Annotated in this window: 14 protein-coding genes; 7 read left to right on the forward strand and 7 right to left on the reverse strand. The window is 70.0% G+C overall.

The window, feature by feature from the left end; genetic code table 11:
• Positions 1-12 precede the first annotated feature (12 nt).
• Genes AB0F52_RS37050 through ligD (AB0F52_RS37060) form a run of 3 tightly spaced genes read left to right on the forward strand, consistent with a single transcriptional unit; the run spans position 13 to position 2,746 of the window.
• The gene (locus AB0F52_RS37050; RefSeq protein WP_360181022.1) at positions 13-945 is read left to right on the forward strand and encodes a Ku protein; all 933 of its coding nucleotides are present in this window, start codon (positions 13-15) and stop codon (positions 943-945) included.
• On the forward strand, positions 942-1,886 hold the full coding sequence (gene ligD / locus AB0F52_RS37055; protein WP_360181024.1) for a non-homologous end-joining DNA ligase: 945 nt from the start codon (positions 942-944) through the stop codon (positions 1,884-1,886). The genes AB0F52_RS37050 and ligD (AB0F52_RS37055) overlap by 4 nt, the downstream gene beginning before the upstream one ends.
• A complete protein-coding gene (ligD, locus tag AB0F52_RS37060; protein ID WP_360181026.1) occupies positions 1,883-2,746 on the forward strand; it encodes a non-homologous end-joining DNA ligase in 864 nt (287 codons plus the stop codon). Before ligD (AB0F52_RS37055) ends, ligD (AB0F52_RS37060) begins: the two co-directional genes overlap by 4 nt.
• Positions 2,747-2,753: 7 nt before the next feature.
• Here ligD (AB0F52_RS37060) and AB0F52_RS37065 read toward each other — a convergent pair whose 3' ends face one another.
• Entirely contained in the window at positions 2,754-3,386 is a 633-nt protein-coding gene (locus AB0F52_RS37065; RefSeq protein WP_360181028.1) for a UdgX family uracil-DNA binding protein, read from the reverse strand.
• 87 nt (positions 3,387-3,473) lie between these two features.
• Here AB0F52_RS37065 and AB0F52_RS37070 point away from each other — a divergent pair, with 87 nt between their 5' ends.
• Positions 3,474-3,890 carry a CBS domain-containing protein gene (locus AB0F52_RS37070; RefSeq protein ID WP_013227025.1) on the forward strand — a complete coding sequence of 139 codons (417 nt, stop codon included), beginning with the start codon at positions 3,474-3,476 and terminating at the stop codon, positions 3,888-3,890.
• Between the two features lie 69 nt (positions 3,891-3,959).
• On the opposite strand, the gene AB0F52_RS37075 is transcribed toward AB0F52_RS37070, so the two are convergent.
• The 6 genes from AB0F52_RS37075 to AB0F52_RS37100 form a co-directional block, all read right to left on the reverse strand.
• Positions 3,960-4,262, reverse strand: coding sequence for a DUF3040 domain-containing protein (locus AB0F52_RS37075; RefSeq protein WP_360181030.1), 303 nt, complete (start codon positions 4,260-4,262; stop codon positions 3,960-3,962).
• A gap of 65 nt (positions 4,263-4,327) precedes the next feature.
• Positions 4,328-6,094, reverse strand: a complete 1,767-nt coding sequence (locus tag AB0F52_RS37080) for an IlvD/Edd family dehydratase (protein ID WP_360181032.1) — start codon at positions 6,092-6,094, stop codon at positions 4,328-4,330.
• Positions 6,095-6,242: 148 nt separating this feature from the next.
• A complete protein-coding gene (locus AB0F52_RS37085) occupies positions 6,243-7,655 on the reverse strand; it encodes a GH1 family beta-glucosidase (RefSeq protein WP_360181034.1) in 1,413 nt (470 codons plus the stop codon).
• Positions 7,652-8,524, reverse strand: a complete 873-nt coding sequence (locus tag AB0F52_RS37090) for a carbohydrate ABC transporter permease (RefSeq protein ID WP_360181036.1) — start codon at positions 8,522-8,524, stop codon at positions 7,652-7,654. The genes AB0F52_RS37085 and AB0F52_RS37090 overlap by 4 nt, the downstream gene beginning before the upstream one ends.
• On the reverse strand, positions 8,521-9,516 hold the full coding sequence (locus tag AB0F52_RS37095) for a sugar ABC transporter permease (protein ID WP_360181038.1): 996 nt from the start codon (positions 9,514-9,516) through the stop codon (positions 8,521-8,523). The genes AB0F52_RS37090 and AB0F52_RS37095 overlap by 4 nt, the downstream gene beginning before the upstream one ends.
• Before the next feature lie 4 nt (positions 9,517-9,520).
• The gene (locus tag AB0F52_RS37100; protein ID WP_360181040.1) at positions 9,521-10,825 is read right to left on the reverse strand and encodes an extracellular solute-binding protein; all 1,305 of its coding nucleotides are present in this window, start codon (positions 10,823-10,825) and stop codon (positions 9,521-9,523) included.
• 249 nt (positions 10,826-11,074) lie between these two features.
• On the opposite strand from AB0F52_RS37100, the gene AB0F52_RS37105 reads away from it, so the two are divergent.
• The 3 genes from AB0F52_RS37105 (at position 11,075) to AB0F52_RS37115 (ending at position 17,045) form a co-directional block, all read left to right on the forward strand.
• A complete protein-coding gene (locus AB0F52_RS37105) occupies positions 11,075-12,070 on the forward strand; it encodes a LacI family DNA-binding transcriptional regulator (RefSeq protein ID WP_285993850.1) in 996 nt (331 codons plus the stop codon).
• 513 nt (positions 12,071-12,583) lie between these two features.
• On the forward strand, positions 12,584-15,502 hold the full coding sequence (locus AB0F52_RS37110) for a glycoside hydrolase family 48 protein (RefSeq protein ID WP_360181042.1): 2,919 nt from the start codon (positions 12,584-12,586) through the stop codon (positions 15,500-15,502).
• Between the two features lie 10 nt (positions 15,503-15,512).
• A complete protein-coding gene (locus tag AB0F52_RS37115; RefSeq protein ID WP_360181044.1) occupies positions 15,513-17,045 on the forward strand; it encodes a cellulase family glycosylhydrolase in 1,533 nt (510 codons plus the stop codon).
• The last annotated feature ends 74 nt before the right edge of the window (positions 17,046-17,119 follow it).

The raw sequence follows: 17,119 nt of genomic DNA on the forward strand, positions 1-17,119 counted from the left end.
GGGGAGGACGACATGGCCCGACCGGTGTGGAGCGGCGCGCTGAGCCTGGGGCTGGTCACCGTGCCGGTGGAGCTGTACCCGGCGGTGGCGGACCACACGATCCACTTCCACCAGTTCGAACGCGGCACGTCGGACCGGATCCGCAACCGCCGCGTCAACGAGCGCACCGGCGACGAGGTCACCCAGGACGAGATCGTCAAGGGCTACGACGTCGGCGGCGGCGACCACGTGCTGGTGGAACCGGACGAACTGGACGAGATCGCGCCCGAGCGATCGCGCCGGATCGACATCGAGCAGTTCGTGGAGCTCGACGAGATCGACCCGTGGTTCTTCGACAAGACCTACTGGCTCAAGCCCGCCAAAGAGGACTTCGCCAAGGCGTACGGGCTGCTGCTGCGGGCGATGGACCGCAGCGAGAAGGCCGGCGTCGCGAAGTTCGTGCTGCGCGGCAAGGAGTACCTCGCCGCCGTTCGCGCCGGCGAGGACGTCATGGTGCTCAACACGCTGCACTTCGTCGCGGACCTGCGCAAGCCCAAGGACGTCATGGGCAAGCTGCCGGACCTGCCGAAACCGCGGCCCAAGGAACTCGACATGGCACTCGCGCTGGTCGACGAGATGACCGCCCCGTGGAAGCCCGAGGACTACCGCGACGAGTACTCGAAGCGCGTCGAAGAGCTGATCAAGGCCAAGGAGGCCGGCAAGGAGATCGCCCACGAAGAGGAGCCGGCACCCTCGGCCGACGTGGTGGACCTGTTCGAGGCGCTCTCGCGGAGCGTGAAGAGCCGCAAGAGCGGCGGCAAGCAGCCGAAGAAGAAGGCCGCGAAGAAGCCCGACCTGTCCGGGCTCCCGAAGGCGGACCTCGACAAGCTGGCCCGCGAGCAGGGCGTGAAGGGCCGGTCGAAGATGACGCGCGCCGAACTCGAGAAGGCCCTGAAGGCGTCGTGACCGGCCCCGGCTGGCGCGAGCCGACCCTGGCCACGCTCACCGATCGGCGGTTCTCCGACGAGGGCTGGATCTTCGAGCGCAAGCTGGACGGCGTCCGCGCGATCTGCGTGCGCGACGCCGGCCGGCCGACCCTGTACTCGCGCAACCACAAGGTGATGGACAACGCCTACCCGGAGATCGTCGAGGCTCTCGCCGCCCAGGGCGGCCCGCGGTTCGTCGTGGACGGCGAAATCGTGGCGTTCGACGGGGCCGACACCAGCTTCGCCGCGTTGCAGCCCCGGATCCACGTCAGCGACCCGGATCGGGCCCGCGCGACCGGCGTGCGCGTCTACTACTACCTGTTCGACCTGCTGTACCTCGGCGACCAGGACACGACCGGGCTGCCGCTGCGGCGGCGGAAGGCGTTGCTGCGGGAGGCGTTCGGCTTCGCGGACCCGCTCCGGCTGTCGTCGCACCGCAACACCGAAGGGGAGAAGTTCTTCGAGGAGGCGTGCCGGCGCGGCTGGGAGGGCGTCATCGCCAAGCGGGCGGACGCGCCGTACCACCACGGCCGGTCACCCGACTGGCTGAAGTTCAAGTGCGCGCAGGGCCAGGAGCTCGTCATCGGCGGCTTCACCGATCCCCAGGGGGCCCGCCACGGCTTCGGCGCGCTCCTGCTCGGCTACCACGAAGACGGCGTGCTGAAGTACGCCGGCAAGGTCGGCACCGGCTTCGGCGAGCAGCTGCTGACGTCGCTGCACGCGCGGCTGCGAGAGCGGGAGACGGCGCGGTCGCCGTTCGCCGGACCGGTGCGGGAACCCGGCGCGCACTGGGTGCGGCCGGAGCTGGTCGCGCAGATCGGCTTCTCCGAGTGGACGCGCGACGGGCGGCTGCGGCACCCGCGGTTCGCCGGGCTGCGCGAAGACAAGAAGGCCGCGGACGTCGTACGGGAGCGCGCGTGAAGACTTCCCACCCGGACAAGGTGTTCTACCCCGAAGACGGGCTCACCAAGGGCGACGTCGTCGAGTACTACCGCGCCGTCGCGGACGTCATGCTGCCGCACCTGCGCGGCCGCCCGCTGACGCTGCGGCGCTTCCCCGACGGCATCGGGAAGCCGGGCTGGTTCCAGAAACACCCCGGGGAGCACTTCCCGGACTCGATCCGCGTCGAGCGCGTTCCCCGCCGCGACGGCGGCACCGACGACTACGTCGTGTGCGAGGACGCCGCGACGCTCGAATACCTGGCGAACCAGGGGACGGTGGAGTTCCACGTCTGGCTGTCCACCGTGGACGCCCCCGAGCGGCCGGACCGGCTGGTGCTCGACCTCGATCCGCCGGACGGCACCCCGGTCGCCGAGCTGCGCGCGGTCGCCCGGCGCATCCGCGACCACTACGAGCGGGCGGGGTTGACGGCGTTCGTCCAGGCCACCGGCGGCCGCGGCTTCCACGTGCTCGCGCCGCTGGACGCGAAGTCGGACACGGAGGTGGTGCTGGAGCTGTCGCGCGCCCTCGCCGACCGGGTCGCCGGCGACGCCCCGGATCGGCTGACCACGGCCCAGCGCAAGGACAAGCGCGGCGACCGGATCTTCCTGGACGCCAACCGCAACGGGTACGCGCAGACGTTCGTGGCGCCGTACTCGCTGCGCGCTCGCCCGGGTGCGGCCGCCGCGACCCCGCTGGACTGGCGCGAGCTGGGGAAGGCGGACCCGGCCGGCTGGGGGCTGCGCAAGGAGAAGCAGCGGCTGGCCCGGAAGCAGGACCCCTGGCGCGAGCTGGACGAGCACGCGGGTTCGGCCGAGGCGGCGCTGAAGCAGCTGAGTTGAGCGGGCTTCAGCCGAGCAGCTTCGCCGCGGCCCGCAGATCGGCGACGAAGCCGGCGTACGCGTCGTCCCGGTCCGGCGCGCGCAGCACCGCCGACGGGTGCACCGTCGCCATCGCCGAGGGCACCAGCTCGGCCAGCTCCGCCGGCGGTTCGAGCGGCTCGCCCCGGTGCGCGGTCAGCCGGAACTTCGGGCCCAGCAACGACTGCGCGGCCGTCGCGCCCAGCAGCAGCACCAGCTCCGGGCGCACCGCGCGCAGTTCCGCCAGCAGCCACGGGCGGCAGGCGACCACCTCGGTGCGGCCCGGTTTCTGGTGGATCCGGCGCTTCCCGCGTTCGTCGCGCTTGAACTTGAAGTGCTTGACCGCGTTGGTGACGTACAGCGACCGCCGGTCGAAGCCGGCTTCTTCGAAGGCGCGGTCCAGCAGCTTCCCGGCGGGCCCCACGAACGGCTCGCCCGCGAGGTCCTCCTTGTCGCCCGGCTGCTCGCCGACGACGAGGACCTTCGCCCCGGCCGTGCCTTCGCCGAAAACGGTCTGCGTGGCGTCCTGGTAAAGGTGGCACCCCTGGCAGCCGGACGCCGCCGACCGCAACCGGTCGAGGTCGGTGGTGTCCGGCGGCTCGGCACCGCGGGAATCCGGCATGTGCCCGGAAATTCCCCGCCCGGGGCACGGGTAAACCTGCCCCGGGCGGGTAGCCGGAACGCCACCACCCGGAGAAAGGAGTTCGCGATGACCACCGCACGCGACATCATGACGTCGGACGCGACCTGCGCGCGGGAGTCCGACACCGTGCACGACGCCGCGGTCACCATGGCGCGCAAGGGCGTCGGTGCCCTGCCGATCTGCGGCGAGGACAACCGGCTGAAGGGCATGATCACCGACCGCGACATCGTGGTGAAGGTCCTGGCCGAGGGCAAGGACCCCCGGGCGGTCCACGTCGGCGAGCTCGCCCAGGGCGAGGTCGTGACGATCGGCGCGGACGACGACGCCCAGGAGATCCTGCGCACGATGTCCGAGCACCGCGTCCGCCGGCTGCCGGTGATCGACGGGCACGACCTGGTCGGGATCGTCGCCCAGGCCGACGTGGCCCGGGCGCTGTCCAACCCGAGTGCCGGCGAGCTGGTCGAGGCGCTGTCCTACGACTGAGTGACGCTCCGACGCAGTACGGCCGCCCCCGGCGCGAGTTCCGGGGGCGGCCGTACCGCGTCGGGCGGATCAGGACGAGCCGGCCGTCGCACCGTCCTCAGTGGACTCGCGGATCGACTCGGCGCGGGCGATGTGCCAGGCCACCAGCGCGCCCGCGCTCACCGTGCCCCAGAGCACCAGCGCCGCGTCGCGGGCGAACAGCCCGACGATCAGCATCACCAGCGCCGTGACGTCGCAGAGCACCAGCAGCAGGCTCCAGCGCTGGGGCGAGCGTAGCTTCCGGCCGCTGAAGGCGGCGGCGAACGCGGGATCACTCGCGCGCAGCTCCGCCTCGATTTCGCGTAGGGCGTGGCGTTCTCGATCCGGGAGCATGGGGGCCTCCTCGCCTCGGGCTACCGCTGGGGATACCCGTTTTTTCCGCGGGCGAAGCACGGGAATCAGTGGTTGTCGCGGGGGATTCCCTTGGTCGCCGCGATGCGCTGGTACGCCACGGCGGGACGCAGCACCATGCCGTCGCACAGCTGGTCGGTCATCGACCGCTGGATCTCCTGCCACGGCGTCTGCGACTCCGGAACCGGGTAGCCGCCGGCCTCGGCCAGTGCCCGGTGGCGCCGCGCGAGTTCCTCGTCGGAGATCAGCACGTCCGCGGTGCCGGCGCCCAGATCGATCCGGACCCGGTCCCCGGTCCGCAGCACGGCGAGACCGCCGCCCGCGGCGGCTTCGGGGGAGGCGTTGAGGATCGACGGCGAGCCGGACGTGCCCGACTGGCGGCCGTCGCCGAGGCACGGCAGCTCGTGCACGCCCCGCTTGATCAGCTCCGCGGGCGGCCGCATGTTGACCACCTCCGCCGAGCCCGGGTAGCCGAGCGGGCCGGTGCCGCGCATCACCAGCAGCGAGTGCTCGTCGACGCCGAGGTCCGGTTCGTCGATGCGGGCGTGGTAGTCCTCGGGGCCGTCGAAGACGACCGCGGTGCCTTCGTAGACGCCCCCGGCCAGGTACCGCTGCCGGAACTCCGGCGAGATGACGCCGGCCTTCATGATCGCCGCGTCGAAGAGGTTGCCCTTCAGCACCAGGAACCCGGCGTCGGGGGTGAGGGCGGTGTCGAAGGTGCGGATGACGTCCCGGTCGCCGGCTTCGGCGTCGCGGCAGTTGTCGCCGAGGGTGCGGCCGTTGACGGTGGGCGCGTCCTCGTGGATCAGCCCGTGGCGCATCAGCTCGTGCACCACGGCCGGGACACCGCCCGCGCGGTGGAACTCCTCGCCGAGGTACTTGCCCGCCGGCTGCAGGTCGACCAGCAGCGGGACGCCGTGGCCGAGCCGCTGCCAGTCGTCGAGGGGCAGGTCGACGCCGATGTGCCGGGCGATCGCGCCGAGGTGGATGGGCGCGTTGGTCGAGCCGCCGATCGCGGAGCTCACCACGATGGCGTTCTCGAACGCCTCGCGCGTCAGGACGTCCGACGGCTTGAGGTCCTCGCGGACCATTTCGACGATCCGCAGCCCGGTCCGGTAGGCCATCCGCGCCCGGTCGCGGTGCGGGGCCGGGATGGCCGCGCAGCCGGGCAGGCTCATCCCGAGCGTCTCGGCGAGCGCGTTCATCGTGGACGCCGTGCCCATCGTGTTGCAGTGCCCCGGCGACGGCGCGGACGACGCGACGAGCTCCATGAACCCGGCGTCGTCGATCTCGCCGGCGGCGAGCAGCTCACGCGCCTTCCAGATGATGGTGCCGGACCCGGTGCGCTCGCCGTTGAACCAGCCGTTGAGCATGGGGCCGCCGGAGAGCACGATCGCGGGGATGTCGACGGTCGCCGCGGCCATCAGGCACGCCGGGGTGGTCTTGTCGCAGCCGGTGGTGAGCACGACACCGTCGATGGGGTAGCCGTAGAGCGTCTCGACCAGGCCGAGGTAGGCGAGGTTCCGGTCGAGGGCGGCGGTCGGGCGCTTGCCGGTCTCCTGGATCGGGTGCACCGGGAACTCGATCGCGATCCCGCCGGCCTCGCGGATGCCCTCCCGCGTCCGGTCGGCCAGCTGCAGGTGGTGGCGGTTGCAGGGCGTGAGGTCGGAGCCGGTCTGCGCGATGCCGATCACCGGCTTGCCGGACTGCAGCTCCTCCCGGGTGATGCCCCAGTTCATGTACCGCTCGAGGTAGAGGGCGGTCATCCCGGGGTCGGCGGGGTTGTCGAACCAAGCTTCGCTGCGCAGTCCCATGCCGGCCAGTCTGGCAACGCGCCCCGCGGAATGCACGCCCCGGAGGCGCAGTGAATGACTCATTCCTGGCGTCCGACGCCAGGAATGAGTCATTCACTGCATGCGAGCGGTGGCGGGCACCCGCGCCGGTGCCCGCCACGGCAAGCCCTCAGCCGAGGCCGTTGAGGCCGATCACCCGCGAATACCAGTGGGCACTCTGCTTCGGGGTCCGCCGCTGCGTCTCGTAGTCGACGTGGACCAGGCCGAACCGCTTCGCGTAGCCCTCGGCCCACTCGAAGTTGTCCAGCAGCGACCAGTAGAAGTACCCGCGCAGGTCGACGCCCGCCTCGATGGCCTCGTGCGCGGCCCGCAGGTGCGAGTCGAGGAACGCGACGCGGTCGGTGTCGACGATGTCACCGCCGTCGGAGATGACGTCGGGGTAGGCCGCGCCGTTCTCCGTGATGTACAGCGGCACCGGCCGGTAGCCGCGGTGCACCTGCAGCAGCGACTCGGTCAGCCCGGCCGGCTGGACCTCCCAGCCGGAGTCGGTGCGGGGCGCCGCCGGGTCCGGGACGAAGTGCACGTCGGCGGCGCCGACCCACTCGGGGCCCGCCGGCTCGCTGCCCGGCACCGGACGGCCCGCGACGCGGTAGTCGCGGTAGTAGTTCACGCCCAGCCAGTCGACGTGCGCGGCGATGACCGCGGCGTCTTCGTCGCGCACGACCGAGCCGAGCCCGAACGGCTCGAGGTCGGCGACCAGGTCGTCCGGGTAGCCGCCGCGCAGCACCGGGTCGAGGAACAACCGGTTCTGCAGGCCGTCGATCCGCCGGGCCGCGGCGACGTCGGCGACGTTCGCCGGGTCGTGGGGGACGACCGGGTACAGGTTCAGCGTGATGCCGGCCGCGGTCTCCGGGGCGTGCCGCCGGATGACGTCCATCGCCAGGCCGTGGCCCAGCAGCAGGTGGTGCGTGGCCGCCACGGCCGCCGGGTGGTCGGCGCGGCCGGGCGCGTGGATGCCGCCCGCGTAGCCGAGCATCGCCGCGCACCACGGCTCGTTGAGCGTCGACCAGCTGGCGACCCGGTCGCCCAGCCGCTCCAGCACGGTCTCGGCGTACTCGGCGAACCGGTAGGCCGTGTCCCGGTTGGTCCAGCCGCCTTTCTCCTCCAGGGCCTGCGGCAGGTCCCAGTGGTACAGCGTCGCCCACGGCTGGATCCCGGACTCGAGCAGGCAGTCGACCAGCCGGTCGTAGAAGCCGAGCCCGGCGGTGTTCGCCTGGCCGCCGTCCGGCCGCACCCGCGGCCAGGCCAGCGAGAAGCGGTAGGCACCGAGGTTGAGCCGGCGCATCAGCCCGACGTCTTCGGAGTACCGCCGGTAGTGGTCGGCCGCCGGTTCGCCGTTGTCGCCGCCCCGGACCGCACCCGGGCGGCGGGCGAAGACGTCCCAGACCGAGTCGGTGCGCCCGTCGGCCGTCGTGGCTCCTTCCACCTGGAACGCCGCGGTGGCGGCGCCCCAGACGAAGCCAGGCGGGAACATCAACGCGGTCTCCGCCCGAACGCTGTCGGGATGTACGGACATGTTCACCCTTTCACGGCACCTTGCATGATCCCGGCCACGATCTGGCGGCCGAGGAGGACGAAGACGATGAGGATGGGAATGGTGGCCAGGGTCGTGCCGGCCAGGACGAGCGAATAGTCGACGTAGTAGCCGCTCTGCAGCTTTTCCAGGGCCACCTGGACGGTGGGGTTGCCGGCGTCCAGCACGACGAGCGGCCACAGGAAGTCGTTCCACGACATCATGAACGTGAACATCGCGAGGATCGCCGCGGCCGGGCGCACGGCGGGCATGCAGACGTTCCAGAAGATCCGGATCATGCTGCAGCCGTCGACGCGCGCGGCCTCGACGAGCTCGTACGGCAGCGCGTCCAGCGTGTACTGCCGCATCCAGAACACGCCGAACGCGGTGACCAGGTTGGGCACGATCACCGCCGCCAGGCTCCCCGTCCAGCCCAGTTCGGACATCGCGATGAACAGCGGGATGATGCCCAGCTGGGTGGGCACCGCGAGCGTGACGACGATGAACACGAACGCCTTGTTGCGCCCCCGGAACCGCAGTTTCGCGAAGGCGAACCCGGCCAGTGAGGAGAACAGCACGGTCGTCAGCGTCACCGTGCCGGACACGATGACGCTGTTGGCCAGCGCCTTCCAGAACGGCACGGTGTCGAACACCCGCGCGGCGTTGGCGAAGAAGTTGCCGCCGGGCACGAACGGCGGGATGCGCTCGGTGAGCATCCCGTTGTCGCGGCTGGCCACCAGGAACGACCAGTAGAACGGGAACAGCGAACCGAGCACGAAGATCGCCAGCACGACGTAGGTCGCCTTGCGCGGCTTGCCGAGCGTGGCGACGCTCTTGCGCAGTCCCGTTTTCGGGGAGTCACTCTGGAGTGTTGTCATTTTTTCTTCACCTTCACCGCCGGAGTGCCGGCGATCCGGCTGGTGAGGAAGTAGTTCGCCAGCGCGATGAGCACGATGATCAGGAACAGCACCCACGCGATCGCCGAGGCGTAGCCGAGGTCGGCGTTCTGGAACGCCGTCTGGTAGAGGTACAGCGTCACGGTTTGGAACTGGTTGGTGGAACCGCCGTTGTTCGACCCCGGCATGGCGTCGAACAGCTTCGGCTCGGTGAAGATCTGCAGGCCACCGATCGTCGAGGTGATGGTGATGAAGATCAGCGTCGGCCGGAGCAGCGGCAAGGTGACGTTCCAGAACCGGCGCCACGTGCCGGCGCCGTCGATCACCGCCGCCTCGTGCAGTTCCTTCGGAATGGCCTGCATGGCCGCGAGCACGATCAGGGCGTTGTAGCCGGTCCAGCGCCAGTTCACCATGATCGCGATCGCGACGTGGCTGCCGAAGCGGCTGGCCTGCCAGTCGACCGGGTCCAGCCCGATGGTCTGCAGCACGCCGTTGATCAGCCCGTACTTCGAGCCGAACAGGTTGGCGAAGATGATGCCGATGGCGACGAGACTGGCCGCGTACGGGAGCAGGATGCCCACGCGCCAGCCGGTCGCGCCGCGCAGCCGGGCGCCGAGCAGCGCCGCCAGCAGGATCGCGATGACGAGCTGGGGAATGCTGGACAGCAGGAAGATGCTGATCGTGTTGACCAGCGCGTTCCAGAACTGCGTGTCGGCGAACAGCTCCGTGTAGTTGCCGATGCCGAGGAAGTCGGGGTGGTCGGCCCCGGCCTCCCACTTGAACATCGAGACGTACGCGGTGTAGAGCAGCGGGAACAGGCCGACGATCCCGAAGAGGACGAAGAACGGCGCGATGTAGAGGTACGGCGAGACCTTGACGTCCCACCGGCTCAACCGGTGACGGAAGGTGGGCCGGGGAGACACGCGCTCCCCGGCCTTACTCCCTTCTGGCGCGACCTTGTCGAGGACGGTCATCGGCTCAGCGCGTGATCTTCTTCGCGGCTTCGACCATCTGGTTCCACGCGTCCGCTGCCGGCTTGCCCTGTTCGACCGCCTGCAGGGCCGGGCTGGACGCGTTTTCCTGGATCTGGCCGTCGCCGGGGCCCTTGTACTGCGGCTTCTTGACCTTCTTGGCCTGCTCGGCGAAGAGCTGGCCGACCTTCGTGTCGCCGAAGTAGGGGTTGGTGTAGCTCAGCAGCGCCGGGTCCGAGAGCGCCTTGACCTGGCTGGGGAAGGTGCCCTTGGCCTGGAACGCCTTGATCTGCTGCTCGGGCGCGGTCAGCCAGGCCGCGAGCTCGGCGGCCTCCTTCGGGTGCTTCGACTGCGTCGGGACGGTCAGGTACGAGCCACCCCAGTTGCCGCCGCCGCCGGGGAACGCCGCGGTGACCGCCCACTTGCCGGCGAGGTCCGGGCCGGCGTGTTCCTTGATCACGCCGAGCATCCAGGCCGGGCACACCTTCGTGGCGAACGCGCTCTGCTTGAAGCTGGCTTCCCATTCGGGGCTGAACGCCGTGAGCTTGGCCGACTCGCCCTTGGCGACCGCGTCGGTGACCTTGGTCCACGCGTCCTTGAGGCCCTGGTTCTTCTCGACGGCCAGCTTGTCGTCGGTGCCGATGTAGCCCTCGGGAAGCTGGTTGACCATGGCGTTGAAGTTCTGCGAGGCCGAGTCGAACCACGCCTTGCCGTTGCTCTTCTTCACGAAGTCCGCGCCGGCGGCGAAGTAGCTGTCCCAGGTGGCGAACAGCGGCTTGACCGCTTCGGGGTCGTCCGGCAGGCCGGCGTCCTTGAACATGTCCTTGCGGTAGCACATGGCGAGCGGCCCGATGTCGGTGCCGTAGCCGATGAGCTTGCCGTCCTTGGTCTTGGCGGCTTCGTACTTCCAGTTCAGCCAGCGGTCCGGGGAGGCGTCGGCCGGCCCGATCTTGGTCAGGTCGTTGAACTTCGAACCCTTGTCGAGGAAGTCCGAGAGGTGGCCCTCTTCGAGCGCCGTCACGTCGGCGAGGCCCGAGCCCGCGGCCAGCTTGGTGACGAGTTCCTCGTGGTAGGGGCCGCCCTGGCCGGTCTTGCGGTGGGTGATCTTGATGTTGGGGTGCAGCCGCTCGTATTCCGGGATGAGGTCCTCGTAGCCGAACTCGGTGAACGTCGCCAGCGTCAGGTCGACGTGCTCGTTCGGGTTCGCCGCGGCCGGAGGCTGCTGTTCACCGCCCCCGCTGCAGGCCGAGGCGCCGAGCGCCGTCATCGTGATGCCCAGTGCCAGGACCAGGCCGTTCCGGATCGTTCTCACGTGTCCAACCACCTTGTTGACGGGAATGAGCGCTCTCACTGCTGGGAGCCGATCTGGGAGCGCTCCCAGGTGTGGCAGAGTCTGCTGGGGCCCTTCACCGGTGTCAAGGGGTCGTAACCGGAGTGTTTCCTGCGAGGAGCGCTCCCGGACATTGCCCAGCGTGACCGTTAAGCTGTCCAGGTCCGGGTGGTTGTGGTGAGCGAGGGCGGTGCCGTGGGGCCTCGAGCAGGGGATGAAGAACGGCCGACACTGGAGGACGTCGCGGCGTTCGCCGGCGTGTCGCGGTCGACGGCGTCACGTGCGTTGAACGACGACGCGTACGTCAGTGCGGCGGCGCGGGAGAAGGTGCTGGCCGCGGCCCGTGACCTGGGCTATTCCCCGAACCAGGCGGCGCGGTCGCTGGTCACGCGCCGCACCGGCGCGATCGCGGTGGTGCTGTCGGAGCCGGAGTCGCGGCTGCTCGACGACCCCTATCGAGCGGCCGTCATGCGCGCCGGCTACCGGGAGCTCGCCGACGTCGGCCGGCAGATGGTGCTGATCTTCAGTGACATCCGCGAGGACCTGAGCCGGACGGTCCGGTTCCTCGAAGGCGGCCACGTCGACGGCGCGCTGGTGTTCGCGCCGCACCGGGCCGACCCGCTGCCCAAGGCGCTGCGGCTGCTGCGCATCCCGGTCGTGTTCGGCGGGCAGGCCGCCGGCATCCGCCGCGGCGTGCACGTCGTCGACTTCGACAACGAGGGCGGCGCCCGGCTGGCGGTCCAGCACCTGGTCGCGGCCGGGCGGCGGCGGATCGCCACGATCGCCGGGCCGCAGGACCAGAGCGCCCCGATAGACCGCCTCGCCGGCTGGCGCAAAACCCTCCTCGACGCCGGTCTCGACCCCGCCGACCTGGCCGAAGAGGCCGACTTCACGCTTTCGGGCGGCGCGAACGCGATGTCGGCGCTGCTGGCCAGGCACGCGGACCTCGACGCGGTGTTCGTCGCCAGCGACATGATGGCCGTGGGTGCGCTGCGCACCCTCGACGCGGCGGGTCGCCGCATCCCGGGCGACGTCGCGGTGGTCAGCTTCGACGACAACGCGACCCTGGCCCCGGCCATGGACCCGCCCCTGACGTCGGTCCACCAGGACCCCCGCGAGCAGGTCCACGCGATGGTCGAGACCCTGATGCGCCTGCTCGACGACCAGAACCTGAAGCCGCGCCAGCACATCCTCCCGGTCTCCCTGGCGGTCCGCGCCTCGAGCTGACCCCGCGACCCGCGTGTCGACCTCCCGATCACGCGTGTCGACCCGCTGATCACGCGTGCCGGCTCTCCGATCACGTCAGCCGGCCCTCGGCGGCACCCCTCGGCGTGTCTGGAGGGTCGGCTCGCGTGTCTGAAGGGTCGACTCGCGTGTCTGGAAGGTCGACTCGTGTGTTTCAGGGGTCGACACGCGTGGTGTGAAAACCGGCTCGGCGTCCGTGGCTCGATGGGTGGGAACGTTCCGGTCCGAGATGCACGCCTTTGGCGCTAAACGGCGTTTTCCGGATACCGTGTGTGACCGGTCGATTAGGCCGAACGGGTGGTCGTACAACTATCGGGTACGGCTGTTCAGGAGTGTTCAGTGAGCCGGTGTTCGCCGGGCGCGCAGGTGTGACACCCGGAGTCGCGGTGTCCTTCTGACTCGATTCTTTACATCCAGGTTTCCGGCTGGCTACCGTCTGCGCCTGGAAGCGCTCCCAGATCGCTGGCTCCCTACGGACAAAGGAGTTCCGCAGCCATGCGTTCCTCTCCCCGAAAGCGCGCGCGTGCGCTGGCACTGGCTTCGGCCGTGCTGGCGGTCACGGGCGCGGTGGTCGCCCCACCTCCGGCGCTCGGCGCCGACATCGCCTGTTCCGTCACCTACACCTCCAACGACTGGGACACCGGGTTCACCGCCAACGTCTCGCTGCGCAACGACGGGGCGCCGCTGGACAGCTGGAAGGTCGGCTGGACGTTCCTCGACGGCCAGAAGGTCCAGCAGGGCTGGAGCGCGACGTTCGCGCAGACCGGCGCCGCGGTCACCGCGACGAACCTGTCCTACAACGGTCACCTCGGCACCGGGGCGAGCACGTCGTTCGGGTTCAACGGCTCGAAGGGCTCGGCCAACCGGCCGCCGACGGACTTCTCGGTGAACGGCAGCTCGTGCACCGGCGCCAACAAGGCGCCGACGGTCAGCCTGACCGCGCCGAGTTCAACCGGCACGTACTACGCCCCGGCGACGATCCCGCTGGCGGCGACGGCCGCCGACAGCGACGGCACGGTGAGCAAGGTCGAGTTCTACGCCGGCGACACGTTGCTGGCCACCGACACCGCGGCGCCGTTCGAAGGCAGCTGGGGCAACGTCCCGGCCGGGACGTATTCGATCACGGCGAAGGCGTACGACAACAAGAACGCGTCGACGACGTCGAGCCCGGTGAGCGTCAAGGTCCTGTCCGGGCCGACGATCGTCGCCTCCCCGGCGACCGCGCAGGTCAAGCAGGGTGGCACCGGGACGTTCGCCGTCAGCCTCGCCGGCGCACCGACCGCACCGGTCACCGTCGCCGTCGCGAGGACGGCGGGGAGCACGGACCTCACGGCGAGCCCGGCGAGCCTGACGTTCACGGCGGCGAACTGGAACGTGCCGCAGAACGTCACGGTCACCAGCGCCGACAACGGGGGAGCGCTGGGCAGCGCGACCTTCACCGCGACCAGCAGCGGCTACACCGCGGCCACGGTGACGGTGAACGAGATCTCGTCGTCCACTTCGGACTACCAGCTCGCGTTCCTGACGCAGTACAACAAGATCAAGGACCCGAACAACGGCTACTTCCGCAAGTTCGGGAACATCCTGGTGCCCTACCACTCGATCGAGACGCTGATCGTCGAGGCCCCGGACCACGGGCACGAGACGACGTCGGAGGCGTTCAGCTACTACCTGTGGCTGGAAGCGTCCTACGGCCGGGTGACCGGTGACTGGGCCCCGTTCAACCAGGCGTGGACCTCGATCGAGACGTACGCGATCCCGTCGGCGGCGGACCAGCCGGGCAACTCCGGCTACAACGCGAGCAAGCCGGCGACTTATGCGGCGGAGTACCCGACGCCGAAGTCCTACCCGTCGCCGCTGCAGAGCAACGTTTCGGTCGGCAGCGACCCGATCGCGGCGGAGCTGAAGGCGGCCTACGGCTCGCCGGACGTCTACGGCATGCACTGGCTGCTGGACGTGGACAACATCTACAAGTTCGGCCACTGCGAGGACGGCACCAACACCGCGCCGGCGTTCATCAACACCTTCCAGCGCGGCTCGCAGGAATCGGTCTGGGAGACGGTCACCCAGCCCAGCTGCGACGTCCTGAAGTTCGGCGGCAAGAACGGCTACCTCGACCTGTTCACCGGGGACTCCTCCTACGCCAAGCAGTGGAAGTACACCGACGCACCGGACGCGGACGCCCGCGTGGTGCAGGTGGCCTTCCAGGCCGAGAAGTGGGCCCAGGAGCAGGGCAAGAGCGCCGATGTCGCGGCCGTGCTGAAGAAGGCCTCGAAGATGGGCGACTACCTGCGGTACTCGCTGTTCGACAAGTACTTCAAGAAGATCGGCAACTGCGTCGGGCCGTCGAGCTGCCCGGCCGGGACCGGCAAGGACAGCGAGCACTACCTGATCTCGTGGTACTACGCCTGGGGCGGGTCGATGGACTCGTCCAGCGCCTGGGCGTGGCGGATCGGTGACGGCGCGGCGCACCAGGGTTACCAGAACCCCCTGGCCGCGTATGCGTTGTCGGCGGATCCGGGCCTGAAGGTCACTTCGGCGACCGGCGCGACCGACTGGGCGACCAGCCTCGGCCGGCAGATGGAGTTCCTGCAGTGGCTGCAGTCCTCCGAAGGCGGTCTCGCCGGCGGTGCGACCAACAGCTGGGAAGGCCAGTACGGCACGCCGCCCTCGGGGACGCCGACCTTCTACGGGATGTACTACGACTGGCAGCCGGTCTGGCACGACCCGCCGAGCAACCAGTGGTTCGGCTTCCAGACCTGGGGCATGGAGCGGATCGCCGAGTACTACCAGGCGACCAACGACTCCCGGGCGAAGAAGATCCTCGACAAGTGGGTGCCCTGGGCGATCGCGAACACCACGGTCGGTGCCGGCGGGAGCTTCCAGATCCCGTCCGACCTGACCTGGAGCGGCGCGCCGGACACCTGGAGCGCCACCAGCCCGGGCTCGAACACCGGCCTGCACGTCTCGGTGAAGAACTACAGCCAGGACGTGGGTGTCGCGGCTTCGCTGGCCAAGACGCTGCTCTACTACGCGTCCGGGTCGAGCAACGCCCAGGCCAAGACGGTCGGGGAGCAGCTGCTGAACGCGCTTTCGGCGAACACGGACACCAAGGGCATCGCGGTGCCGGAGACCCGGTCGGACTACGACCGGTTCGACGACAAGTACAACGCCACCACGGACCAGGGGCTCTACGTGCCCTCGGGCTGGACGGGCACGATGCCGAACGGCGACCCGATCAACGCGAACTCCACGTTCCTGTCGATCCGTTCGTTCTACAAGAGCGACCCGCAGTGGCCGAAGGTCCAGGCCTACCTGGACGGCGGCGCCGCGCCGACGTTCACCTACCACCGGTTCTGGGCGCAGTCGGAGATCGCCACGGCGTTCGCCGCGCACGTCGCCCTGTTCGGCTGAGAGGCACTTGATGAAGCGACTGCTTTCACTGGTGGTCGCCGCACTGGTCGGGGGCGCCGTTCTCACGGCGTCCCCGGCCACCGCGGCCCCGCCGCTCACGCAGGCTGCGGCCGGCACCGGCACCGGGTTCTGGCACGCCGCCGGCTCCCAGCTGGTCGACGCGACCGGTGCGCCGGTGCGGATGACCGGGATCAACTGGTTCGGCGCCGAGACCGGCAACTACTCGCCGCACGGGCTGTGGAGCCGCAACTACAAGGACATGCTCGACCAGATGGCCGGGCTCGGGTACAACACGCTCCGGCTGCCGTACTCGAACCAGCTGTTCGACGCCGGGTCCAAGCCGGTCAGCATCGACGCCGTGCAGAACCCGGACCTGCAGGGCCTGTCCGGCCTGCAGGTGCTCGACAAGATCGTCGCCTACGCCGGTGTCAAGGGCATGCGCGTGCTGCTGGACCGGCACCGGCCGGACTCCGGCGCGCAGTCCCCGCTGTGGTACACCAGCGCGTACTCCGAAAGCCGCTGGATCTCCGACTGGACGATGCTGGCCCAGCACTACAAGGGCAACCCGACGGTGATCGGCGCGGACCTGCACAACGAGCCGCACTCCATCCAGGGTGGCGGCGGGGCCTGCTGGGGCTGCGGCGACACCGCGACCGACTGGCGGCTCGCCGCCGAACGGGCCGGCAACGCGGTGCTCGCGGCGAACCCGGACTGGCTGATCGTCGTCGAAGGCGTCGACTGCGCCAGCGGCACCGGCGACCCGCAGTGCGGCTGGTGGGGCGGCAACCTCTCCGGGGCCAGGCAGTTCCCGGTGCGGCTGTCCAAACCGGACAAGCTGGTGTACTCGGCGCACGAGTACGCGACTTCGGTGTTCGCCCAGACCTGGTTCTCCGACCCGGCGTTCCCGGCGAACCTGCCCGCGCTGTGGGACCACTTCTTCGGCTACCTGCACAAGCAGAACATCGCGCCGGTGCTGCTCGGCGAGTTCGGCTCCACGCTCGCCGACCCGCGCGACAAGGTCTGGCTGCAGGAGCTGATGAAGTACGCGGGCACCGGGACGAGCGGGATGAGTTTCACCTACTGGTCGTGGAACCCGAACTCGGGCGACACCGGCGGCATCCTCAACGACGACTGGACCACGGTCAACCAGACCAAGCAGGCGATCCTGCAGCCGTACCTGATCCCGCCGGTGGGTTCGGGCGGCGGCACGACCGACCCGCCGCCCGCGGCGAGCTGCGCGGTCACCTACCACGTCGACAACACCTGGCAAGGCGGCTTCACCGCCACGGTGACGTTGAAGAACACCGGTAGCTCGGCGCTGAAGAACTGGGCGCTCGGCTGGACCGTGCCGTCCGGGACGCAGATCACCGGCGGCTGGAACGCGACCGTCACGCAGACCGGGCAGCAGGCGAGCGCCAAGGCGCCCACCTGGGCGCCCGACCTGGCCGGCGGGGCCTCGGTGTCGATCGGCATCCAGGCGACCGGCGCCTCGACCGGCACGCCCGGCGGCTTCGCCGTCGGCGCGACCGCCTGCACCACCTGACCCATCCAACGAAGAACACTGAGGAGCGCACTCAATGAGGAGTGAATTCTGGTCCGCGAAGAGGAAATCACGGT

The organism is Amycolatopsis sp. NPDC024027 (assembly GCF_040638975.1).
GTDB lineage: Bacteria > Actinomycetota > Actinomycetes > Mycobacteriales > Pseudonocardiaceae > Amycolatopsis.